The organism is Pseudomonas sp. Root562 (assembly GCF_001427125.1).
Lineage (GTDB): Bacteria > Pseudomonadota > Gammaproteobacteria > Pseudomonadales > Pseudomonadaceae > Aquipseudomonas.
This window is the reverse complement of the sequence record NZ_LMGK01000006.1, coordinates 471-24,160: the sequence shown is the minus strand read 5'-3', so window position 1 is coordinate 24,160 and position 23,690 is coordinate 471. Positions and strand designations below refer to the sequence as shown.

The 23,690-nt window shown below is 58.2% G+C and carries 21 protein-coding genes and 1 pseudogene; 13 read left to right on the top strand and 9 right to left on the bottom strand.

What is annotated here, in order from left to right; translation table 11 throughout:
- Positions 1 to 114 precede the first annotated feature (114 nt).
- Complete coding sequence (locus ASD60_RS07105) at positions 115 to 657, top strand: cytochrome b (RefSeq protein WP_056853320.1); 543 nt, start codon at positions 115 to 117, stop codon at positions 655 to 657.
- Between the two features lie 98 nt (positions 658 to 755).
- Here the strand turns inward: ASD60_RS07105 and ASD60_RS07100 are convergent, their stop codons facing one another.
- Together ASD60_RS07100 and ASD60_RS07095 are read right to left on the bottom strand one after the other, a co-directional pair.
- Positions 756 to 1,586, bottom strand: a complete 831-nt coding sequence (locus ASD60_RS07100; RefSeq protein WP_056853319.1) for an alpha/beta fold hydrolase — start codon at positions 1,584 to 1,586, stop codon at positions 756 to 758.
- 173 nt (positions 1,587 to 1,759) lie between these two features.
- Entirely contained in the window at positions 1,760 to 2,458 is a 699-nt protein-coding gene (locus tag ASD60_RS07095; RefSeq protein ID WP_056853318.1) for a TetR/AcrR family transcriptional regulator, read from the bottom strand.
- 168 nt (positions 2,459 to 2,626) lie between these two features.
- Here ASD60_RS07095 and ASD60_RS07090 point away from each other — a divergent pair, with 168 nt between their 5' ends.
- Entirely contained in the window at positions 2,627 to 3,055 is a 429-nt protein-coding gene (locus ASD60_RS07090) for a hypothetical protein (protein ID WP_056853317.1), read from the top strand.
- On the opposite strand, the gene ASD60_RS07085 is transcribed toward ASD60_RS07090, so the two are convergent.
- Positions 3,022 to 3,963 carry an AEC family transporter gene (locus ASD60_RS07085; RefSeq protein ID WP_056853316.1) on the bottom strand — a complete coding sequence of 314 codons (942 nt, stop codon included), beginning with the start codon at positions 3,961 to 3,963 and terminating at the stop codon, positions 3,022 to 3,024. The genes ASD60_RS07090 and ASD60_RS07085 overlap by 34 nt on opposite strands.
- A gap of 117 nt (positions 3,964 to 4,080) precedes the next feature.
- The gene (locus ASD60_RS07080; protein ID WP_201783974.1) at positions 4,081 to 5,091 is read right to left on the bottom strand and encodes a mandelate racemase/muconate lactonizing enzyme family protein; all 1,011 of its coding nucleotides are present in this window, start codon (positions 5,089 to 5,091) and stop codon (positions 4,081 to 4,083) included.
- Positions 5,092 to 5,450: 359 nt separating this feature from the next.
- On the opposite strand from ASD60_RS07080, the gene ASD60_RS07075 reads away from it, so the two are divergent.
- Complete coding sequence (locus tag ASD60_RS07075) at positions 5,451 to 6,185, top strand: FadR/GntR family transcriptional regulator (protein ID WP_056853314.1); 735 nt, start codon at positions 5,451 to 5,453, stop codon at positions 6,183 to 6,185.
- A gap of 325 nt (positions 6,186 to 6,510) precedes the next feature.
- Entirely contained in the window at positions 6,511 to 6,705 is a 195-nt protein-coding gene (locus tag ASD60_RS07070) for a hypothetical protein (RefSeq protein WP_056853313.1), read from the top strand.
- 116 nt (positions 6,706 to 6,821) lie between these two features.
- On the opposite strand, the gene ASD60_RS07065 is transcribed toward ASD60_RS07070, so the two are convergent.
- From ASD60_RS07065 to ASD60_RS07050, 4 genes are all read right to left on the bottom strand, one after another.
- A complete protein-coding gene (locus ASD60_RS07065; protein ID WP_056853312.1) occupies positions 6,822 to 8,480 on the bottom strand; it encodes an arylsulfatase in 1,659 nt (552 codons plus the stop codon).
- A 345-nt stretch (positions 8,481 to 8,825) separates the two neighbouring features.
- Positions 8,826 to 10,538: an arylsulfatase gene (locus tag ASD60_RS07060; protein ID WP_056853311.1), complete on the bottom strand. Its 1,713-nt coding sequence runs from the start codon at positions 10,536 to 10,538 to the stop codon at positions 8,826 to 8,828.
- 277 nt (positions 10,539 to 10,815) lie between these two features.
- The gene (locus tag ASD60_RS07055; protein WP_056853310.1) at positions 10,816 to 11,262 is read right to left on the bottom strand and encodes a hypothetical protein; all 447 of its coding nucleotides are present in this window, start codon (positions 11,260 to 11,262) and stop codon (positions 10,816 to 10,818) included.
- Between the two features lie 191 nt (positions 11,263 to 11,453).
- A complete protein-coding gene (locus tag ASD60_RS07050; protein ID WP_056853309.1) occupies positions 11,454 to 12,413 on the bottom strand; it encodes a LysR family transcriptional regulator in 960 nt (319 codons plus the stop codon).
- Between the two features lie 153 nt (positions 12,414 to 12,566).
- Here ASD60_RS07050 and ASD60_RS07045 point away from each other — a divergent pair, with 153 nt between their 5' ends.
- The 4 genes from ASD60_RS07045 (at position 12,567) to ASD60_RS07030 (ending at position 17,106) form a co-directional block, all read left to right on the top strand.
- Positions 12,567 to 14,603, top strand: coding sequence for an alkyl/aryl-sulfatase (locus ASD60_RS07045; RefSeq protein ID WP_056853308.1), 2,037 nt, complete (start codon positions 12,567 to 12,569; stop codon positions 14,601 to 14,603).
- Positions 14,604 to 14,878: 275 nt separating this feature from the next.
- Positions 14,879 to 16,147, top strand: a complete 1,269-nt coding sequence (locus ASD60_RS07040; RefSeq protein WP_056853307.1) for an OmpP1/FadL family transporter — start codon at positions 14,879 to 14,881, stop codon at positions 16,145 to 16,147.
- A gap of 57 nt (positions 16,148 to 16,204) precedes the next feature.
- Positions 16,205 to 16,633 (top strand): hypothetical protein, encoded by a 429-nt coding sequence (locus ASD60_RS07035; RefSeq protein ID WP_056853503.1) that lies wholly within the window; start codon positions 16,205 to 16,207, stop codon positions 16,631 to 16,633.
- A gap of 14 nt (positions 16,634 to 16,647) precedes the next feature.
- The gene (locus ASD60_RS07030; RefSeq protein WP_056853306.1) at positions 16,648 to 17,106 is read left to right on the top strand and encodes a glycine zipper 2TM domain-containing protein; all 459 of its coding nucleotides are present in this window, start codon (positions 16,648 to 16,650) and stop codon (positions 17,104 to 17,106) included.
- A gap of 16 nt (positions 17,107 to 17,122) precedes the next feature.
- On the opposite strand, the gene ASD60_RS07025 is transcribed toward ASD60_RS07030, so the two are convergent.
- Positions 17,123 to 17,995, bottom strand: a complete 873-nt coding sequence (locus tag ASD60_RS07025) for a LysR substrate-binding domain-containing protein (RefSeq protein WP_056853305.1) — start codon at positions 17,993 to 17,995, stop codon at positions 17,123 to 17,125.
- 164 nt (positions 17,996 to 18,159) lie between these two features.
- Here ASD60_RS07025 and ASD60_RS07020 point away from each other — a divergent pair, with 164 nt between their 5' ends.
- From ASD60_RS07020 to ASD60_RS29340, 5 genes and pseudogenes are all read left to right on the top strand, one after another.
- Positions 18,160 to 19,551, top strand: coding sequence for an FAD-dependent oxidoreductase (locus ASD60_RS07020; RefSeq protein ID WP_056853502.1), 1,392 nt, complete (start codon positions 18,160 to 18,162; stop codon positions 19,549 to 19,551).
- Between the two features lie 246 nt (positions 19,552 to 19,797).
- Positions 19,798 to 20,964, top strand: a complete 1,167-nt coding sequence (locus ASD60_RS07015) for a 2-aminoethylphosphonate--pyruvate transaminase (protein WP_056853304.1) — start codon at positions 19,798 to 19,800, stop codon at positions 20,962 to 20,964.
- 271 nt (positions 20,965 to 21,235) lie between these two features.
- Positions 21,236 to 22,576, top strand: coding sequence for an MFS transporter (locus tag ASD60_RS07010; protein WP_056853303.1), 1,341 nt, complete (start codon positions 21,236 to 21,238; stop codon positions 22,574 to 22,576).
- Between the two features lie 39 nt (positions 22,577 to 22,615).
- Positions 22,616 to 23,443 (top strand): phosphonoacetaldehyde hydrolase, encoded by an 828-nt coding sequence (phnX, locus tag ASD60_RS07005; RefSeq protein ID WP_056853302.1) that lies wholly within the window; start codon positions 22,616 to 22,618, stop codon positions 23,441 to 23,443.
- 75 nt (positions 23,444 to 23,518) lie between these two features.
- Positions 23,519 to 23,690, top strand: a pseudogene (locus tag ASD60_RS29340) (aldehyde dehydrogenase family protein); the annotation flags it as partial.

Genomic DNA, 23,690 nt, shown 5'->3' with positions numbered 1-23,690 from the left:
AATCGTCTTCAGATTGCCTTAAGGCTTGGCGGGCAGTGTGACAGCCGTCGGCTCGATAGCCGAACCCACGCTGTTCAATCGAGTTGACAGTTTATTACCTGCATGAGGCCAAAAATGACTGGCGATAAAACAACACAACGCTACACAAGGCTGTCGATCACTTTGCACTGGCTGATGCTGGCGCTTTTCGTCGGCGTATACGTTTGCATCGAAACCAAGGGATTGTTGCCACGGGGCAACCCTTTAAAGGGTTTGTTTCTCGGGTTGCACGGGCTGTTCGGTCTTGCCATCTTTGCCCTGGTCTGGGTCCGTCTGCTCGGGCGACTGACACCACGCCCACCCATCACGCCAGCGTTGCCCGCCTGGCAAACCGCTATTTCTCACCTGATGCATCTGGCGCTGTATGTCCTGATGATCGCCACGCCATTGCTAGCCTGGCTGATGCTGGCAGCAGGCGGCAAACCGATGCCGTATTTCGGTTTTTTCCTGCCAGCACCGGTGGCGGTCGATCCTGACCTGGCCAAGCAATTGAAGCAATGGCACGAGCTGCTCGGCAGCGCCGGTTATTGGTTGATCGGCCTGCATGCGGCGGCGGGGTTGTTTCATCATTACTACGTGGGCGACAACACATTGACCCGTATGCTGCCAAGGCGTTGATTGCCCTTGAGCCCCGGACATTCAATCAAAATCCGAACGCCTTCGATTTCAACTCCACAAGAGGCCGGGGCAGGTTTTCCACCCGCCCCGCCCTTCGCCTAGCCTTTTACGAACGCCAGCAAATCAGCATTGATTGCATCGGCGTGGGTGGTAGGCATTCCGTGCGGGTAGCCCGAGTAAATTTTCAGGGTGCTGTTCTGCAATAGTTTGGCCGACAGGAGCCCGGAGTTTTCGTAGGGCACGATCTGGTCGTCATCACCGTGCATCACCAGCACCGGTATCGTGATGCTCTTGAGATCGTCGGTAAAGTCGGTCTGGGAGAAGGCTACGATTCCGTCGTAATGCGCCTTCGCACAGCCCATCATGCCTTGGCGCCACCAGTTGCGAATGATGCCCTCGGACGGTGTTGCACCCGGGCGGTTGTAACCGTAGAAAGGTCCTGCTGGAACGTCATGGTAGAACTGCGCGCGATTGGCGGTCAGTTGCGCCTGCAAGTCATCGAAAACCGACTTCGGCAAGCCTCCAGGATTGCCTGGGGTCTGAACCATCAACGGTGGTACGGCGCCGATGATTGCGGCCTTCGACACACGGTCTTCGCCATGGCGCGCGATGTAGTGGATGACTTCGCCACCGCCGGTGGAGTGTCCTACATGGACAGCGCCTTGCACCCCAAGATGGTCGACCACGGCCGCGACATCGTCGGCATAGTGATCCATATCGTGCCCGTCCCAGACCTGTGTGGAGCGCCCGTGGCCGCGCCGGTCGTGTGCAATGACCCGGTAGCCGTTTGCCAGGAAAAACAGCATCTGCGCATCCCAGTCATCCGCACTGAGTGGCCATCCGTGATGAAAGAACAGCACCTGGGCATCACGTGGCCCCCAGTCTTTGTAAAAGATCTCAACACCGTCCTGCGTCGTCACATAACCCATGCTCGCATCTCCTGTATGAAATGGAGGTCACGATCGGCATCGTGTCCTGTTGCATCTGCACTGCTTCGCCGCCCAATCACAGGTTTGAAGTCAACTTCAAGGTCAATGGTTTTGCCAGGCGGAATATGAGCATAGGCGAACTGGCAACAATCAGCGCATTGGCGCCTTCAAGACTACCCACGGCCTTTGACGATTGAGGATTCAGGCCTGATCGCAGGATCGGCCCTGCGCTTTTGTCGCGCCTGCTCGCCTTCCACCAGCGCCTGACGCACCAGCGCCCTCGCTGCCCAAGCGGCGCAGTCGAGTGATTCGTCGATGCTTGCACCGCTGATATCACGCACGGCAATCATCGCCTCGGTACCCATGACGATCGACAGCGCCTGCTTCAGTCGTTTGCGTGCCCGGGGTGAAAGCGTGTCCTTGAGTGAGTCGACGATCGGCTCGATGTAGCTCATCCGCCGGCCCGGCCTTAACGGCTCGTGCGTCTCACTTTCCAGCCACACGGTCATGAAAGAACGCTCCATCACGTGCAGGCCGATTTCGTCCTCGATCAACAGTTTGTTCAACGCGATCGCCGCAAGCCCGACGGCCTTCACCGGATCGTCTCCCGGCTGCCAGAAATGCTCCAGCGGCTTCATCTCACGATCGGCCGCGGTCTCACTGATCAGGGCCTCCATGGAAGGAAAATAGCGATAGGCCGTGGCGCGCGAGACCATTGCGCGCTCGGCCACCTGTGCGACTGTCGGGTTATGGCCCTCGTCGCGCATGGCAATGGCGGCATCGATCAGCGCTTGGCGCGTGCGGTGTTTCTGGTTGGCGCGGCCTTGGGAATCGATGTTGCTGACGGACGGGCTTGACTTCGGTTTCGGCATGGAATAAATGATACTCCGTCTATTCATGAGACTTTAGTCTCATAATAGGCGCACGGCACGGGATATGCCAACAACCCCGAGCACGGCACGACCGCTGCGCCGGGCAGAACGACTTCACATCGATATCCGGCAACTGAGCGCGCCTCAGGCGCGCATGAGGTGAGTGTCATGAATTTCAATCCCCGTTCGCGGACCTGGTTTCGGCTGGCTGCTCTCTATTTTGCCTTTGGCGTGTTGATGGGTGTGACAATGGGCGCAACCGGCGACCACTCGCTCTTCGCGGTACATGCCCATGTCAATTTGTTGGGATGGGTGTCAATGGCCCTGTTCGGGCTCATCGGTGCAATGCACCCCTCAATGACTGAAGGACGCATTGCTGCAGCGCAATTGTGGACCTACAACGTCGGCGTGCCGGTCATGCTCGGCGCATTGACCCTGCGCCTCAAGGGCTTCGCCGCAGTGGAGCCGTTGATTGCCATCGCCTCGGTGCTGATTGGCTGCAGCGTGCTGCTTTTTGTCTGGCTGGTGTTCTCGCGAGTCGGTGTATCGGCCCAGCACCCAAATCAGGTTGCGGCCAGCCCACCATCAATCAGGTAGATGGCGAAAGAAAACGTCACGATCGACAGCACCGTACTGACCAGGATGGAAGTCGCGGCTTCACTCTGATAGGCGCCGGTCTGGTTGGCGAACATCGCCGGGATCGTCGCCGACGGAAGCGCGCAGAGCAGGATCATCTGTTGGGCGTAGAGCCCATGGGTGCCCAGCATCACAGTGGCAGCGAACATCAACACCGGGTGAATGAGCAGTTTGAGCCCAAGATTGCCCCAGACTTCACCCGACATCTTCAGTTTTTCGGAGGACATGATCAGTCCCAGGCACAGCAGTGACACCCCAGGCGTCGCCTTGCCGAGCAGATTGAGTGACTCCGCAGCAATTGGCGGCAGTTTGAACTGCAGCAGCGAGATCAGGATGCCAAGGGCTGGCGCCCACATCAGCGGACGGCGTACCGCTCCCGAGAGGCTCGATACGAACGCCTGGGTGCCGCTGCCTTTTCCATCGGCGATGGTGAGCAGCATGGTGGTCAGCGGGATCATTACCAGGCTCGCAACCAGGTTCAGCACGAGCACTGAATAAATGCTCCCGGCGCCGTACATCGTCGCGAGGATGGGAATGCCCATGAACGCTGCATCCGGATAACCGTTGACGAAGCCCTTGAGCGTTGCAACCTTGAGGTTGCGCGTGGTGAACCAGCCGATCGCCAGCGCTATGGTGTACATGCCCATGATGCCGATAAACGTCGCCACGACAAATTTGAAGTCGAACAGCTGTTCACGAGGCGTGCTCGCCATCCCGACAAACAGCAGCGCCGGGAATATCCAGCCCAGCACCAGCCGGCTGATCAGCAGGCTGTCCGAATGGGTAAGCCGCCCACGCTTGCCGGCGATATAGCCGAGCGCGATCACAAAGGCGACGGGCAAAATCGGCCCTACGATTCTGTCTAACATGTGCTCAATCCTCGTATTTGTTTTTATCAAGAATGTCGTCGTGACTGATCGAGGCCGACACGGCTACAGCCGTATGGGCGTCGATCCATCGTGGCAATGACCCGGCGGTCCTTGCGATCAGGGTTTGAAGCGATAGTCGCGGATGACGTCCTGGTCCGGTTCGATTCCGAGCCCCGGCCCCTGCGGCACGTCGATGCGGCCGTTACGCGGAATAATGGCGTCGCCATAGAGTTGCGCTTCGAGATCGAAGTAACGCCATTCGACCAGTGACTTCGCACCGCCGAGAGCGGCACTGCCATGCACGGCGGCCAGCAGGCCGGGGCCGTCATAGAAGGCGTGGACCATTACCGTGACGCCGTGGGCATTGGCCAGCGCATAAACTTTTTGCAGTTCGGTGATGCCACCCATTTTTGCCGGGCTCGGCTGAATGAAGTCGACCGCGCCAGCCTCCAGCAGATGCTGGAAGTCCATCAGCGTCGAAGCATTCTCACCGGCCGCAACCGGGATGCCGCCGTGCTGACGAACCCTCGCCAGCCCCGAATAATCTTCCGGCGGCCACACCGGTTCTTCGATCCAGCGCAGGTTCAACGGGCGAAGTTTCTCGGTCATATCGAGCGCTTCGCGCACCGACCACGGGGCGTTCACGTCGAGGGTCACTTCCACACCGGGGCCTGCGGCTTCGCATGCGGCGCGGATGACATCGGCATCCACCTCATGCAATTTCAGATGACGGAAACCGCTGTTCACCGCACGCTGCACATTGATCCTGATCAGCTCAGGGTCGGCATAGCGGATCAAGCTTGCGTACGCCGCCAGCGAAGTGGCCTCGCTGCCCCCCAGCAGTTGGAAAACCGGTTGACCGGCCGCTTTGCCGGCGATATCCCACAAGGCGATATCAATCGCCGACAAGCCATAAATGAACGCACCACTGCGACCGAAGACGTGAAACTTCCTCTGCAAGTCGCCCTGCAATTTCTCGCGTCGCGTGACATCCGCGCCGATCAGCTCAGGCGCGAGGATTGTGTCGATCACGATTTTCACTGCTGGTATTGCGGTGAAGCCGAAGGTTTCACCCCAGCCGACGATACCGTCATCCGTGGTGACCTTAACCACGAGGGAATCGACCATCTGAAGATCTTTCGGGCCCCATACGCCCCCGGCCGATTTGCCCCCCGTGGTGAAGGGAATTCGAAGCGGAATGGTTTCAATGCTGGCAATTTTCATAAGGCTGCGCCTCGGGCAGGTTGCAAGAGTGGCGCGGCGAGTTTCGGAGTTCGTCCGCGTCAGGGTTGAGAACAACGTATATGACGTCCTGTTGTCCCTCAACTGAACAACTATCGCTTTTTCACACGCACTCACAAAAAACACCTTAACTTATTGTTTTAATTGAGTTTAATGATTGATGTCGTTGGCGTATTTCAGTTGTTACTGTCTGGAACAAGTCTTCTCATGTAGATTAAGAAGACAAGTGAAAGGGATGAATGAGCATGAGTGAAATGAATGTGCAACCCGTCGCGCGGCGACCTCATCTTGCCGAGCACATTGCCCGCTCGTTGAGCGACGAGATCGCTTCTGGGCGCCTGCGGCCGGGAGACCGTTTGCCGACGGAACAATTTCTCTCGCAGAACTTCGGCGTCAGCAGGAATGTCGTTCGCGAAGGGATCGCGACGCTTCGTGCTCAAGGGCTGATCCAGTCGCGCCAGGGCGTTGGCGTCTTCGTCTCGGCCGCGGCGCACTCGCCGCAGCCTTCACCTCAGCGCGAGCGCGCGCCGTTGCTGGACGGCGATAATACGATCCGCAATATGTTCGAAGTGCGCGCCGTACTGGAAAGCCAGGCTGCTGCACTCGCGGCGTCGCACATGACCCCACACAAGCTGAAAACGATCCAGGCTGCCGTTCTGCGGATGCAATATGAAGGCGAACCGACGCTGGAGACGGTCAATGCCGACCTCGACTTCCATCGAGCTGTGGCCGCAGCATCGGGCAACGACTATCTGGAGACGATGATTCGTACCGTGCTCGAGCCGATGCGGGCTCTGATCACCATGAACTTCGCACGGCGCGGCCCGGTGTTCAGCAATATTCCGCATGCGGCACGCGGTGAGCATGAAGACCTTGTGCAGGCGATGACCGACCGCAATGCGGCGGCGGCACGCCAGATCATGGGGCAGCACATCGTCAACGCCGCCTCACGATTCGGCTACGAAATTGATTTCTTTTAATGTGGACGGCCGGACGGCGGTTGTTTCGTTGTCCTACAAGAACAACATCCGAGAGCGCAGGTGCATTTGCCGGGTGCATCACAGTTGCGTCGCAGATATCAACTGAGAATCGACTCGCGACTTGCGAGCCGCTATTACGCTGTTCAAAAGCCCGGACCAGCGGTAAAGACCTGTCATGAAATGAAAAAATGCTGTCGCCCAATGCAAGATCGGAAGCCACACCGTCAATAATATCTTCTTCACAGAGCAACCCCCGTTATTCGAAGGCATGCAGAGTCAGCGAACTACTGACCTGCAGTCTTCAGTCCTGTGGAGAAAAACAAAAATGCGTGTAAGAAAATTTTCTGCCAACCTGAACGCCGTGATGGTAGGCCTGACCCAAGTCAGTACGGTACTTGGCAACCCGATCAGGGGAGATGAGGAAGGAAAGGATAAAGCGTTGATTACGCCGGACCAGGACGCCTTTTATCCAGATTACACAGCCCTTCTTCAATGCTTTGGCGAGCGGGAAGATGAGTGAGCAGGCAAATTGTGAAACAGCCGCGTAGCTTTTGACTCGACCTGTGATTACCAATCCGCGGCACTGGCCGCCCGTGGCGATCTCGGATGAGATCGCCACTTTTGCTGCAGGTTTAATCAATTGCCGTTTGGCAGCGACAAGTTGATCCCTTCTTTCTTCAGCGCATCACGCACGTATTGGAATTTCTGGTACTGCGACAATTCCATCGGCCCGTCGTAACCCATGCTTTGCAACTTGCGTGGTGGGTATTCAACGTAGGTTTTCATCAGTTTCATAATCGCTGCCGAGATCGGCACCATGGTCCAGGTCCGCTCGGTAAAGTTGTTCATGAACAGGTCATAGCGCTCTTGCGGGTCTTGCCACAAGTCAAACACCTGCGGCACGGTGGCTACGTATTTTTGTGCGCCTTTCCAGCCCAGGTTCGAGTCCACGGCCAGCCCCCCTGTTTGTGCGCCATCGTCGCCTCGCAGGTTGAATACCGCTTTGTAGTTGCCGACACGCGCCGCGCCTGGGGACAGTTCATTCTCGGTAAAGTAGAACCACTCCTTGCGCGGCGAAGGTGCACTGCCGGTGAGTACTGGCGTCATGTCGTAGCTGTCGAAGATGGTCGGCTGACCCTCGCGATCTTTCTCTGGCAGTTTCACACCGGCCACAGCGGCGAACGTCGCCATCAAATCCAGGCCGCCGAGGATCTCGTGATTTTTCGTGTTCGGCTTGATCTTGTCTGGCCAGACGGCAATCGCCGGTACGCGGTTCCCACCCTCACGCACGGTGCCCTTGGTGCCGCGGAACGGCGTGTAGCCAGCATCCGGGTAAACGTCCTGCCAGGCCCCGTTGTCAGTGGTGTAAACCACCAGCGTGTTCTTATCCAGGCCCAGCGCCTTGAGCTTGTCCATGATGCGGCCAATATGGGTATCGAGTTCGACAACCGAATCGGCATACTTGGATTTGGACATCGACTTATGAACGAATTCCGGTGCCGGCAAGTTCGGTTGATGCACTTTCATGAAGTTGACGTTGATGAAGAACGGCTTGTCGGATTTGGCCGCCGTGTCGAGAAACTCAAGGGCAGCTTTTTCGACGTAGTTATCAAAGAACGGAATGCCGACCACGCCGGGTTTACCGTCGACCACCGGCGTGTCCACGTATTGGCCATTGACCTTGAATTCCTCTACCGCTTTTTCGCCGGCCTTGCCGGACAGCGCGCCTTTGGTCACCTTCTGGAACATCTCACGGGTCTCCGGATCCATGTCGGGGAACCACGTGGGGTCGGCGTAGGTATAGGCATTGAGATGGTACAGGCCGACGTACTTCATCACGTCATAGCCCTGGGCATTGGGCAGTGCGTAGTCGGCTTCGCCCAAGTGCCATTTGCCGGTGAAGTAGGTGTCATAGCCGCCGGTTTTCAACACGGATGCCAGCGTCCATTCGGCGGCTGGCAAGCCACCGCCCTGCCCTTGAAACGCCACGGTGGTCATGCCGCTGCGATTGGGGATGCGCCCGGTTTGCATGGCCGCCCGGCCGGGTGTGCAACTCGGCTGCGCATAGAAGGAGTAAAAGGTCACACCTTCTGCCGCCAACTCATCGATTTTCGGCGTGGGCATGCCGCGTCCAATCCCACCTCCGTACGGCCCCAGATCGCCGTAGCCAGTGTCATCGGAAACGATGAACAGGATATTGGTTTTTTCCGTTTGAGCAGCGTGGGCAAGCCCGTTCAATGACAACAGTGCAACAAACACGACAGACAACTTGAAACGATTCGATAGCTTATCCATTCCAGCAACCTCGTAGTTTCACAATGTTGGCCGGTGATAAGTGCACAACTGCATGGGTCCATGGTGCATTGACCACCGTGTAATTAGCCCAGGTACTGCATACAGAATCATCCCCCCTTGTTGCATGAGCCCGTACGATTCAAGGCGCACGAAGGAGTCTAGTGCGATTTTTTCAGCTCAGCGGGAGGCATTTTGCTCATACGTGGATTTCGCAAGGATGGCAGCGTCGATCTTTTTTGCGGGGATATCGCACAAGCGGCTCGGTGAACGGTGTCGTTCCTGGCTGAAAAAAACGGGCGCCTGTAAGAGGCGCCCGTCGTTTATGGCAACTGACTGATCACGGCGTTAATCGTGTCCGTTATGACCCTTCTGCTTCATGGCCTTGAGAATGCCGTCCAGGTTGTAGGTTTCCGGCGCCTGCATGGGCGGGAAGTCTTTGTATGACATGAGTTCCTTCTCCCAGAGCAACTGCCCGATCGGCAACATGTTCCAGTTGTAGACATAGGCATTGCCAGGGGAGCCCAAGGCGCCGCCATAACCGGTTATGGACTTCGCGTCAGCGCCGACCGTTGTTTCAAACGGGTCGCGCTTGAGGTTGAGCAGTTGGGTCCAGTGGAACGTGGTCGCGCCATACAAACCGCCTGTCGCGGTATCCGGCACCATGGTGTAGTACATCTTCCAGTTCTTGTAGCGCACCGCCGAAGGTTGCGAGCCGGTGTAGTAGAAGAATGTATCGCGCGCCGATTTGTCGGTTTTCCCCGTCAGGTAGTCTGTCTGGTCCACCCCATCGAGCTTGGTCTTGACTATGCCCGGGTAGCTGCCCGCCATGATTTGCTCGTTGAGTTCATTGCCCTTCTTGCCGCCAGCGATATTGACCAGCGTCGGTACCCAGTCGAGCGAGGCAAAGATGTCAGTCAGGACGGTGCCAGGTTTGATCTTTCCGGGCCAGCGGATGACCAGTGGCGCGCGCATGCCTCCTTCCCAGGTGGTCAACTTGCCGCCCTTGAACGGGGTTGTGCCGCCGTCCGGAAAGGTAATGGTTTCCGCACCGTTATCGGTGGTGAAGACGACAATGGTGTTGTCCAACTGGCCCATGTCCTCGAGTTTCTTCAGGACATACCCAATGTTGTCATCGAGTTGCTTCATGCCGGCTTCGTTGGTGCCCCAGTCTTTTCCACCGGGCTCACCGACCATGGCGTCGTACTTGGGTGGCAGCACCGTGGTGATGTGCATGCGCGCCGGGTTGTACCAGACGAAGAAAGGTTTGTTGGTTTTCTTCGGATCGTTGCGGTCGAGGAAGTCGATGACCTTGGCGGAGATTTCTTCATCCACGGACTTCGAGCGTTCCAGCGTCAGCGGACCTTCGTCCTTGCACGTGGTGTTCTTCTGCGTACCATCACTGGAAACGCAAGACATGACCGGACGAGGTGGCGTCAGGCAGGTGCCTTCCCGCGGATCGATCGCGCCAGGCACGTCCGGCAGCCCATTGATCGGTGTGGCCTTGCACGGTGGTGCGATGCCCTGCACTTGCGGCGTCTTGTTGATGTCGACAAAACTTACGCCCTGCATCGCGTCGAGGTGATAGAGATAACCCCAGAACTCCTGGAAACCATGGGATGTGGGCAGTGCTTCGAAGTTATCACCGAGGTGATTCTTGCCGAACTCACCGGTTGTATAGCCCAGGTCCAGCAAAAACTTCGACAGTGCAGGTGTGCCTGGCCGCAGCCAGGACGGACTGCCGGGCAGTTGCGGTGGAATCATACCGGTGCGCAGCGGGTGCATCCCGGTAAAGAAAGCGTTACGTCCTGCCGTACAACTCTGCTCGGCATAGTAGGTCATGAACTTCGCACCTTCCTGGGCGATGCGATCGATGTTCGGCGTCTCACCGACCGCCAGACCCTGGTGATAGATGCTCGGCTGCATCCAGCCGATGTCGTCGGCCATGATGAATACGATATTGGGTTTCTGATCGGCAGCTTGAATCACTGTCGACAGGCTGGCGCCTGCTGCCAGACTGCTCAACGCCAATCCCGTCAGTACAAGTTTTCTGAGCTTCATGAATTTGATCCTCTCGCAGTTGATTCACAGAACTACCCGTCTCGGATACGTCGTGCTCTCATCTCTCAAGGCTCAAAAACTGCAACTACCCCAATCCCTGTACCGACGGTCATCCGCCTTTCGTGTGGGACTCTTAATAAATTGAGCTTTGACCGTAATGGCTTGTGGCTCTTGCCTTGTACATACCCAATTCAGCCCCTGCCACTAACAGGAGAGTGAGTATAGACGCGCATTTACCAAGTGCCGGCCGCAAAGGCGCGTCAGGGTTCAGGTCATTTCACCGCTTTGCCTGGGCGACATCGCCGCAAAAGATATCGACGTTGCCGTCCTCGGGTGAAGTTCGTACGACGACGGAATACTGCCCGGACAGCAACTCTGATGTTGCAATAGGCGCATTACGGTAAAAACTCCAACCGTTGGACCCGGCTTCGTCTTTTGTATTGACCTTATCGTTCATCGCGTAAGCCACTGGCCCGGGTTTCTGGCAACTGCCTTTATTGATGAAGGTGTAAATGCGCGGTGGCAGAATCGTTCCGTCCGGAACACCCGAGATGAAGAAATCGAAGTTGGTTTGATTGCCCTCGGGGGTCAACGTGGCGTTGCCGGTATGTCCGACATTGGCGTGGGTGGCCGCCAGAGGCAAATTCATGGAGTGGTTTGAAGCGGTACTGCAACCGAACAGACTTGCCACGAGAAGCGCTAACGGGACGCTGCGAATATTCATAAACAACCTCCAAAAGTGGAAGAAGTGCATGGGGGGAACATTGGGTATAGCTCATAAATAAATGGGCGGTTCTCAATAGATCCGCGTCGTGAAACTTAACTTCCGTCACTCACTGCCCCGGACGGAAAATGGAAGAATCGCAGGTAGCGACCGCCACTCTCAAGCGAAGGCTCTGCGACGGGCATTCGGACTCACGCCTCCATGATCTTGATCAACAGACTTTCACGCTGACGAACATCGGCCTCCACTTCCCTGACTTCGTTCATGTACACCTCCACCGCAGGCGGCAGCGAGCGCTCCTTGAGATGAATAAAGCCGTAGCGCGTACGCAGTGCGAGGTCTTGAACCGGTAACGGCACGATTTCGCCTGCGTTGAGTTCGCGCTCGAACGTCGACAGATTCCCCAGCGTCAGGGCATTGCTGTGCTCGACGAATTGGACGATTTGCATGGGCACATCAATTTCGATTGCCGGAACGAAGTCCCCGGTCAGCGCATCATAGGCACCCGCACAACCGAGGGTTGCCGGAAGCAAGTGGGTCGCCAATCGCAAGGGAATGCGCGATGCCACCCACGGGTAATCGAGCGTTTGCGCAAGGGTCACGCGGCGGTTTTGTGCCAGCAGCGGATGATCGGGGCGACAAAACAGCCGGCCCTCGTGCTCGCCCAACAATTGACAGGTGAGTTCTTCCCGGCCTTGCAGCGTACTGATTTCAGCGATGCCCAGGTCGACCACGCCTGTCAGCACTTGATGCGCCACCTCGCGCCACCCGGCGACATGGGCCGTCACTTTGATTTGCGGATGGCGGGCATGCATCCGCGCAATGGCGGCATAGCCGCTGATGACGCTGGGGTAAGGGCCAAAAGCGACTTTCAGCGCGCCGATGTCCCCGCCCGCGAGCAAGGCGATGTCGCGCCGCAGATCCTGCTCAGCCACCAACAAGCGCTGGCTCTTCTCCCGCAGCAAATGACCAAATGCGGTCAATGCCACGCCATCGCTGCGACGATCGAACAACGTGACGCCCAGTTCGCGCTCAAGCAACTGAATGCTTTTGCTCAACGCCGGCTGAGAAACACCCAGCGCCTTTGCCGCGCGGCCAAAGTGGGCGTGTTCGATCAATGCCAGAAACTGGCGTAAACGGGTGGGCGTCATCTCATAACCTTTATGCTATCGAAACGCGTTAAACAGGAATTTTTTGGAATCAAATGAATATGCTATTCATGGTTCGGCTGGTCAAGCTGACAACGCAGAACACTCGCGTTGCCTTGACGCCCTTGAACACTTCATCTGGCGCAGGAACCTTTCATGTACAACAAGACCCTCCATCTGGCACTGGCGATCACACTTGGCGGTGGCATCAGCCCTTGCGTTTTCGCTGCCGATGCAAACGGCGCAGCTTCCGATCCGGCTCCATCGCAAAACGTGCACTTCGACAGCAAGGGCAAGGCGCCTTCGTCCTACACGGTCGACATGCAAAACACTGTGCGCAAGACACTCCCCTTTGCAGACAAGCGCGACCTTGAAGAAGCGAAAAAAGGCTTCATCGCCGCACCGCCCTACAAGAAGATCATGGCCGACGCCGGGAACGTCGCGTGGAACATGGGGAGCTACAACTTCCTGAATGAAGGCAAGGATTACGACAGCATCAATCCGTCGCTGCAGCGTCAGGCGGTGCTCAATACGGCCTATGGCCTCTATGAAGTCGTGCCGGACAAGATTTACCAGGTGCGCGGGTTTGACCTGGCCAATATTACGTTCATCAAGGGCGACACCGGCTGGATTGTCTTCGACACGCTGTTGTCGAAGGAAACCGCCAGGGTCGCCCTGGACTTCATCAACGAAAAACTGGGCAAGCGCCCGGTCGTAGCGGTGGTGATCTCCCACTCCCATGCCGATCACTTTGGCGGAATCCGCGGCGTGGTCGACGAGGCCGATGTCCGCAGCGGCAAGATCCCGCTGATTGCGCCGCAAGGTTTCATGGAGCATGCCGTGGCTGAAAACGTCTACGCCGGCAACGCCATGAACCGACGGGCGTTCTTGCAATATGGTTTGCTGTTGCCGCACAGCCCCTATGGGCATGTCGACATGGCCATTGGTAAAAACGCTTCCAGTGGCAACATGGGCCTGATCGAACCTAATCGCTTTATTACCAAAGATTTCGAAACCCTGACCATCGACGGTGTGGAGATGGAATTCCAGAGCACGCCAGGCACTGAAGCGCCCGCCGAGATGAACACCTGGTTCCCACAGTTCAAGGCGTTCTGGGCAGCCGAGAACATCACTGGCACCATCCATAACATCTATACCCTGCGCGGCGCCCTTGTCCGCGACCCGCTGGTCTGGTCGAAGAACATCAACAATGCCCTGTATCGCTACGGTCAAACGGCAGACGTCATGTTCGCCTCCCACAGTTGGCCACGCTGGGGCAATGAGCGGATTCAGGATGTGATGCGCGCGCAACGCGATGCCTATGCAAACCTGAACAACGCCGTGCTGCATGCCGCCAACCAGGGCGTCACCATCAACGAGATTCAAAACGTCTACAAATTGCCCGAAAGCCTGAAAAACAACTGGGCGACCCATAGCTACCACGGCTCGGAAGAACACAACAGTCGCGCCGTGATCAACCGCTACCTGGGTTACTGGGATGCCAATCCGGCGACGTTGATGCCACTGTCGCCCAAGGACTCGGCCCCGCTGTATGTGGAAATGATGGGCGGCGCCGACAAGATCATGAGCAAGGGACAATCCTTGTTCGATCAGGGCAAGTACCGCGAAGCGTATGAAATCCTCAACAAGCTGGTGTATGCCGAACCGCAGAACAGCAAGGCCAAGGACCTGCTGGCGGACGTCTATGAGCAAGTCGGTTATCAGAAGGAAAGTGCCGGTGTGCGCAACAGTTTCCTTTCGGCAGCGTATGAACTGCGCCATGGCATGCCCAAGGGCGTGCCGCCAAAAACCGGCGGCGCGGACATGATCCGCGGCATGAGCACCGAGTTATGGCTGGAGTACCTGGGCATTGCCCTGGATGGCAGCAAAGTGGCGGATCAGCACTTCACTTTCAATCTCAAGACACCGGATAACGGCGAGCAATTTGTCGTGGAATTGAGCAACTCGACGCTGACCAATATCAAGGGGCAACAAGCCAGCAAACCTGATCTCACCATCACCGTCGACCGAGCTGATCTGGAAGGTGTCATGGCCAGGAAAACCGGATTCGATCAACTTGTTGCAGCCGGCAAAGCCACTTTCGAAGGCGATCGTAAACCCTTCGAACTGTTGATGTCGGCCATCACTCCGTTCACGCCGACGTTTGAACTCCTGCCGGGTACTCGTCAGTAAGTTGTAAGAAATAGCGTTTCATCCTGCCCAGGGTGAAGCGCTTTCGTACTCGACCGTAACTATGGCCTAACTTGGTCCGCCTTACTTGAAAAGCCAGACATCGGACTTTCATGATGCGGCGCGAGCAACTTTATTCGTCCCTTGCCCCTTCCAATGTCACGAATATGAACTAACACTTATGAGTGATCGAATCGCGCTGATTCAATGCAGTTAAAGTTATTCGACATTTGCTATTAGCCTTATTTCGAAAATGCACACTTGCCGGGATCTAATCCATGCAAACAAGAACAGGTGCAATGCCCGCCTTCACGTTACTGGCCCTGTGCAGTCAACAAGCCTGGGCCGGCGGTATCATGCTCTACGAAATCGGCACCGATAACGCCGGGTTGGCCAACGCCGGTGCCGCCGCCCGCGCGCAAGGCCCTTCGACAATTGCCAGCAACCCGGCGGGGCTGAGCTACCTGCCCGGCACGCAGATCACCGGTGGTTTGCAGGTGCTGTATGGCGACCTGAGCTTCGATCGCGATGCCGACACCAATGTGTCTGGCAGCGGCAGCGGCAATGGCCTTGATCCGATTCCCGGCGGCAGTTTTTTCATCAGTCATGAACTGGATGATCATTGGAGCGTCGGTTTCGGCCAGTACGCCGACTTCGGCCTGGCGGTCAACTACGACAACGAATGGTCCGGACGCTACTTCGCGCAGAACGCCAGCATCGGTGGATTGTCGCTGGTGCCCAGCGTGGCCTATCGCTTTAACGAGCAGTGGTCGGTCGGGGTGGGCGTAAAAGCCATGTACGGCATGTTGCAGGCACAAACCGCCATCGACCGTTCGCCGTTCGGCTTTACCGACCGCGGCGACGGCCAGTTCAAATACAAGGACAACGATTGGGGGTTCGGCGCCAATGTCGGGGTGATCTACGCACCGCAAACCGGCACCCGCATCGGCCTGACCTACACCAGCAAAGTCGATCTGGATTTCGAAGACGGGCTGGATGTGAAAGGTAACGGTCCGGCACTGGATCGCCTCAACGGCCTGAACACCCAACTCGACGTGACCGTGCCACAGACAGTCACCCTGAGCCTGTTCCAGCAACTCGACCGGCAGTGGGCCTTGCTCGCATCGGTCAACTGGCAGGATTGGTCAAAATTCGGCGACATCGCCGTGCAGGTCGACACCACGGCTTTCGGTGCCCAATCAACCACGGTCGACGCCGACTTCAAGGACACCTGGCACCTGTCGCTCGGGGCGCAATACCAGGCCACGCCACAATGGCTGTGGAACGTCGGCGTGGCTTACGACAGCAGCGCAGTGTCCGACAACAAGCGCACCGTGACGGTACCGATGGCCGAATCCTGGCGCTTCGCGACAGGCGCCACCTATGCACTGAACAAGGACACCGACGTCAACGTCAGCTGGGCCATGATCTGGATCGGCGACATGCCGGTGGACCAGACCAAAAACGTTTCGGGCAATCGAATTTCCGGTCAATTCGACAGCGCCTGGATTCAAGCTGTGACCGGGAACATGACCTGGCGCTTTTGAGTACCTTGCCACCCCCGTGGCGACGGTTGGAACGATCCCGACAGAGGTATGGCTGAGATGGCTTCCCAAGCATTGCTTCGATTCTCGAGTTTGCACCGATCTTTTTTCATCGCCGCGCTCATCGCCAGTGCATTGGCGTTAGCCGCCTGCGCCACCGTCGATGCGCAAACCACCGCTTACGTCGGGGTCGAGCATCCCGCGCCGACCCTGCCCAGCGAAGTGCAGATATTACGCACCGAGCCAACGCGCCCCAGTGTGCGCTTGGGCGAAATCCTGATCGATGCCAGCATCGATCCGGCGCCGCCCATCACCCAGGTCGAACAGAAGCTGCGCGAAGAAGGCGCCAAACTGGGCGCGGATGCAGTGGTAGTGGTTTATGACCAGATCCAACCCGTCGCCGCCTATGTGACCGGCCCTCTGTGGAGCCGCGACATCGATACGATTCAGGGCCGCAAACTCAAAGGCATTGCCATCAAATACCAATGACGAGGAGCACAGCAATGAAAGCAATCATGTCCTGGCTGACGGTCACATTGACGGCGATCTTGATCAGCGGCTGTTCCGCCGTGGGGTCGAATGAGGGCGGCGCGGGTGAAATGGAAATTCGCTCGGGCAAGATCGAGCAGATATCGCTGACCCAGATGCAGACCAATCACGACAGTGGCGTCGGCGCCGTTCTCGGTGGTCTCGGCGGTCTCGGCATCGGTAGCCTGATCGGCAGTGGCACCGGACGCGACGTCGCGATGGTTGCCGGTGCCCTTGCCGGTGCGGTAGGCGGCAACTATGCAGAGAAGAAAAAGTACGATCAGCCGGTCGCCGCGCAACAGATCATCGTGCGGGTGAAAAGTGGAGTGCTGGTATCGGTGACCCAGCCGATCAATCCGGCCCTGAACAAAGGCATGAACGTCTACATCGAAGGCTCCGGCAACAATGCCCGGGTAATGCCGCAAGGGGGTTAGTTTGCGGCGGTGAACATCAGTCGGCCAAGCCTTCTCTAACCATGTCCAGAAAGGTCGTCAAAATACGCCGCGAGCTCTGTGCTCGCAGGCACACCAATGTCTCGGTGAAATGCCGCTGACAGTCGGCGATCGGCAAGCCACGAAGCCGTGAATCCGAGCCCAACTCGGCCGCGGAGACCACACCGACCCCCATGCCGATCGCCACCGCCTCGCGCGCAGCTTCACGCCCCTCCACTTCGATGGCCTTGCAGATTTGCAGACCCGCCGCGGCCATCTCCTCCTCCAGGGATAAGCGCGTGACCGAGCCCTGTTCACGCAGGACCATGGGCGTGTTGTCCAGGTCGGCCAGGCAGATGGAGTCACGTTGCGCCCAGGGATGGTCATGGGCGACGAAGGCGAGCATGGGATCGCTGCGCAGGTGCAACGTCAGCAGCCGGTCGTCTTCGATGCTGCGTCCCAGCAAGGCAATGTCGGCCTGGTGGCTGAACAACCGCTGCAACACCTCATCGGTGTTGGCGGTTTCGATCTTCACGTCGAGGCCGGGGTAACGCCTGCAGAAACGTGAAACGTAGGGCAGGACATGCACCGGCGCATCCACGGCCAGATTCAGTGTGCCCGTCGACAGCGTACGATAGTCCGTCAGCATGTCGTGGGCATCGATACTGATATCGAACAGGCGCTGGGTCAGGCCAAACAACCGCTCGCCGACTTCGGTCAAGCGCACCAGGCGCTTGTCGCGATAGAACACCATCACGCCGTAGTAATCCTCAAGCTTGCGCACCTGGTCGGATACCGCGGGTTGCGACAGGCAGAGTTGTTCGGCTGCCCGGGTAAAGCTGCCGTTCATCGCAACGGCGTGAAACGCCTTGAGCTGGGTATGGGAAATCATCGGCGCACCTCGCTATAGATTCAGCTTATTCGTCCATACGTTAAATCGATTTTATTTATGAACGATGAACTGCAAGCATGTTTTTCACAAGTGCCGCCCCTCGTACTCATCAGGAAAGCTCTATGGAAACTGAACGTTTCGCCGTGGCCAAACGAAATGACCTCATGCGCCCCTACTGGCTGGACCAGGCCCTGAAGAATCAACCCGCTACGCCCTGCCCTGCGCTGCAACAGGACACCCGCGCCGACGTCTGTATCGTCGGCGGCGGCTATACCGGTCTGTGGACCGCCATCATGCTCAAGGAACAGAATCCCGAACTGGACGTGGTCATTGTCGAAGCCGATATCTGCGGTGCCGGTGCCAGCGGGCGCAACGGCGGCTGCGCGCTGTCCTGGTCGGCCAAGTACTTCACTCTTGAGCGCTTGTTCGGCGTCAACGAGGCAATCCGCCTGGTCAAGGAGTCTGAGCAGAGCATCTACGCCATCGGTACCTTTTGCGAAAGGTATGCGGTGGATGCCGACTACCGTCTCGACGGCACGCTCTACACGGCAACCAACCGCGCTCAGGTCGGCTCGACCGACGGGGTCATCGCGGCGCTGGAGCGCCATGGCATCAACTCTTTCTCCAAATGCGCGCTACCTGAGGTGCAACGCATGGCCGGCTCGGTCCGGCACATCGAGGGCTGGTTCTCGCCGGCGGCTGCCAGTGTGCAGCCAGGCAAACTGGTCCGTGGACTACGCCGGGTGGCTCTGGAACGGGGCGTGCGGATTTTTGAGGGCACGCCGATGACCGGGCTGGAAGAAGGCATGCCCGCTGTCGTCAATACACCGAACGGCAAAGTGACCTGTGACCGCGTCGTGCTGGCAATGAACGCCTGGATGGCCCGCGCCTTTGCGCAGTTCTCGCGTTCGGTGGCGATCGTCTCCAGTGACATGATCATCACCGAGCCGCGACCCGACTTGCTCGAACGGATCGGTCTGACCAGCGGGGTCACCGTACTCGACTCGCGGATTTTCGTGCACTACTACCACAACACCCCGGACGGCCGGATCATGCTCGGTAAAGGCGGCAACACCTTTGCCTACGGCGGTCGCATCCTGCCGGTTTTCGACCAGCCCTCGCCCTACGCCGGGCTGTTGCGCAACACGCTGACGGAGTTCTTTCCGGACTTCGCCGATGTTGGTATCGCCGCCACCTGGAACGGCCCCTCCGATCGCTCGGTCACCGGCCTGCCTTTCTTCGGCCGCATGGGCGCGGGCGGCAACATCTTCTACGGTTTCGGTTACTCCGGCAGCGGCGTCGGACCGTGCCATATGGGTGGCCAGATCCTTTCGTCACTGGTGCTGGGCCTGGACAATCCCTGGACGCGCTCGCCGCTGGTGCAGGGCCCGCTGGGGTATTTCCCGCCAGAGCCGATCCGCTACCTGGGTTCATTGATGGTGCGTAACGCCATTCGCCGCAAAGAACACGCCGAGGACCGCAACCGGCCTCCCCGCCGACTCGATGTGCGCCTGGCAAAATTCGCGGCAGCCGCCGGCAAGGCAGACAAGGGCTGAGTCCCGCCCCCCAAAACGCTGATCCTTGACCACAAAGAACCCCGCCCGGGATTCACCGCGCGGGGTTTTGCGTTGCTTGAAAATTGCTTCGGCAGATGAGCCGACCCTGCTCAGGCCTCATACACTCCAACTTATAAGCTCAGATTGTTTGTGACATGTGATAAATCGATTTCAGTTATTTCTTGCCAAATGTTTTTATCAATCCATGCATCACTCCCCACAAAAACAACATCGCCGGAGAAGATCATGACCAAAGCCCAATTCCCGACAACCCAGCCACTGGCAAGCCCTGCCCTGGGTGAACCCTACCTGCTGACGCCAGGCCCGCTGACCACCTCGAAAGCCACCAAGGAAGCCATGCTTCGGGACTGGGGGTCATGGGACGGTGCCTTCAATAAGGTCACCGCGCAAGTTCGCCAGCAATTGCTCAGCATGGCTGGCGTAGAGGATGACAGCTTCGCCTGCGTGCCACTGCAAGGCAGCGGCAGCTACTCGGTCGAGGCCGCTTTGGCCACCGCCATCCCCCGTGACGGCAAGGCCCTGGTGCTGATGAATGGCGCCTACGGCCAGCGCGCCACCAAGACCCTGGAATACCTCGGTCGCGCATTCATTACCCTGGACAAGGGCGATTACCTGCCGCCCCAACCCGAAGAAGTGGACGCCCTGCTCAAGGCCAACCCAGACGTCACCAACGTCTTCGTGGTCCATTGCGAAACCAGCTCCGGCATCCTCAACCCGCTGCGTGAAATTGCCGATGTGGTGAAGGCCCACGGCAAGAGTCTGATCATCGATGCCATGAGCTCCTTCGGTGCCGTGCCGCTGACGGTGAACGACATAACTTTCGACGTGGTGGTGTCTTCGGCCAACAAATGCATCGAGGGCATCCCGGGCTTCGGTTTCGTGATCATCCGCCGGTCCGTGCTGGAAGCCGCCAAAGGCCGCGCCAATTCGCTGTCCCTCGATCTCTACGAACAATGGGCCTACATGGAGCGCACCGGCCAATGGCGCTTCACACCTCCAACCCACAGCGTGGTGGCGTTCCACAAAGCACTGGAACAGCACAGCGACGAAGGTGGCGTGCACGGCCGGTTGGCGCGCTACACCCGCAACCGCGATGTACTCGTTGCCGGCATGCGCGAACTGGGCTTCAAGACGCTGCTGGAAGACCGTTGGCTGTCGCCGATCATCACCACGTTCTTCAGCCCTGAACATCCCAACTTCGATTTCACGCGTTTCTACGAAGAACTCAAGGCCCGGCAGTTCATCATCTACCCCGGCAAATTGACCGTTGCCGAGAGTTTCCGCATCGGCTGCATCGGCCAGATCGACGAATACATCGTCCACCAGTTGCTTCGCGCTATCGCTGACTGTCTTGCCGCCATGGACGTAGACATTCTGAAGCCCGCGGCCTGAGCGCTTTAAGGTCTCTGCCAATTCGAGCACAGGTGCAATGGGTAGCACCTGGGGGCAGGGATCTTTTTCAAACCATGGATTCGGTGGCGAATCGCTCGGCAGTGCCGGGCAGGAGTCAGCGACCACAGTCATTCATAACGTTTAAAGCCTGATGCCATTCTCACGGCCATCGGATCGATGGCGTGCGTCTGGACAGACTTGTGCACCGAAAACAAAAACAAAAACCGACCTAATTTGCGCTGTCTGGCACCTCATACGGGATCAGAACACCATGACGAACACGACAAGCCCTCTCGCAACAGGCTGGAAATCCCTCCAGCGTTGGCGCGTGCAGATTTTCCTGATCACCTGGGTGGCGTATGCCGCCTTCTACTTCACTCGCAAAGCGTTCTCCGTCGCCAAGCTGGGTATTGGCGAAGACCCGGACTTCATGCTCGAAAAGTCCATGATGGCCAATCTCGACGCCCTTTACCTGATCGCCTATGCCGTGGGTCAGTTCCTCTGGGGCAATTTCGCTGACCGCTTCGGGCCCAGGGTCGTGGTACTTAGCGGCCTGGTCATCTCGGCCCTGGCGGCGCTGCTCATGGGCACCTACGCCACCTTGCCGATTTTCGTCTCCTGCATGTTGGTACAGGGGCTTGCGCAGTCCACCGGTTGGTCAGGCCTGTGCAAGAACGTCGGCAGTTTCTTCAGCACTGGCGAACGTGGCCGTGTACTGGGTTACTGGTGCACCTGCTACGCCTTCGGCGGTCTGGTCGCCACGCCGTTTGCCGGCTGGTGGGCTTATCAGGCCTATCACGACTGGCGCATCGCGTTCATCAGCAGTGCCCTTGTCGTGCTGGTGGTGGCGGTGTTGTTCTATTTCCTGCAACGCAACCGTCCGGAAGACGTGGGACTGCCTGCTGTCGAAATCGAGATCGAACCCGTCAGCGGCGTCGTGGTTCCCCGCGAAAGCATGTGGGCCGGTTTACGGACCGTGATGAAAAATCGCACCGTCCTGATTCTCGGCCTGGCCTACTTCATGCTCAAGCCCGCGCGCTACGCCATTCTGCTGTGGGGCCCGGTGATCATTTACGAACGCATGCCCGAGATCGGCAAGGTTGCATCGGCCATCGTCCCCACTGCGTTTGAACTGGCAGGTCTGGTAGGCCCCATCCTCATCGGTATCGCATCGGACAAATACTTCGGCGCTCGCCGTATACCGGCCTGCGTGCTCAGCCTGGTGGTCCTCACTGTCTGCCTGGGACTGTTCGTTCCCGCCATGCAAAGCGGCAGTCTGTACATGGTGGTCGGCCTGCTGTTCATGATGGGCCTGACGCTTTACGGGCCGGACTCGATGATCAGCGGCTCGGCGGCCATCGATTTCGGCAGCAAGGACGGGGCTGCCTCCGCCGCGGGCTTCGTCAACGGCTGTGGTTCGGTGGGTGCGGTCCTTGGCGGCCTGCTGCCGGGTTACTTCGACACCATCACCGTGTTCCTGGTGTTCACCGGTGCAGCACTGCTGGCCAGCCTGATGTTGGTGCCCTTCTGGAACAGCCGGCCGAAAACACTGGAAAACCCGCTGCTGGTATCGACCCCGGTACAACCGGTCATTGTCAGCACCACACCCTGAATTCGTACTACTCACTTACCTTTCCAAGGAGCAATCATCATGCAATACCAACAACCTTCCCACCTGCAAGCCGTGGTTCTGGACTGGGCGGGCACCGTCGTTGATTTCGGTTCCTTTGCCCCCACGCAGATTTTTGTCGAAGCCTTCGCCGAGTTTGGCGTAGCCGTCTCTCTGGCAGAAGCCCGTGGCCCCATGGGCATGGGTAAATGGGATCACATTCGCACGCTGTGCAACGAGCCCGAGATTGCCGAACGCTATCGCGCGGCGTTCGGTCGCTTGCCGACCGACGATGATGTCACTGCCCTTTATGAGCGTTTCATGCCCTTGCAGATCGAAAAGATCGCCCTACACTCGGCGCTGATTCCCGGTGCCCTCAGTACGATCGATGCCTTGCGCGACAAGGGCCTGAAAATCGGTTCGTGCTCCGGTTATCCGGCTGTGGTCATGGAAAAAGTCGTCGAGCTGGCACGCCAGAACGGTTATGTCGCCGACCACGTCGTGGCGACTGACGAAGTGCCCAATGGCCGCCCTCACCCGGCCCAGGCACTGGCCAACGTAATCGCGTTGGGGATCAGCGATGTGGCGGCTTGCGTCAAGGTCGACGACACCTGGCCAGGCATTCTCGAAGGCCGCAGCGCCGGCATGTGGACGGTTGCCTTGACCTGCTCCGGCAACGCACTGGGCCTGACCTATGACCAGTTCAGGGACTTGCCCTCGGACAAGCTGGCCGAGGAACGCGCGCGCATCATCAAAATGTTCGAAGGCTCGCGCCCGCACTACGTGATCGACACCATCGTCGATTTGCCAGCGGTCATTGAAGACATCAATGCGCGCCTGGCTCGTGGCGAAACCCCTCAGGGTTGCTGACCCGTTGCCGTTTGTGCTCCTGACAGTGACCGTCCCCGGGACGGTCACACCCAAAAACAACAAGAGAACCCGATCATGATCTACGCCCATCCAGGCACTCCCGGTGCCATTGTTTCCTTCAAGTCGCGCTACGGTAACTACATCGGTGGCGAGTTCGTCGCGCCTGTCAAAGGTCAGTACTTCACCAATACTTCGCCAGTCAATGGCCAACCGATTGCCGAATTCCCCCGTTCCACGGCCGAAGACA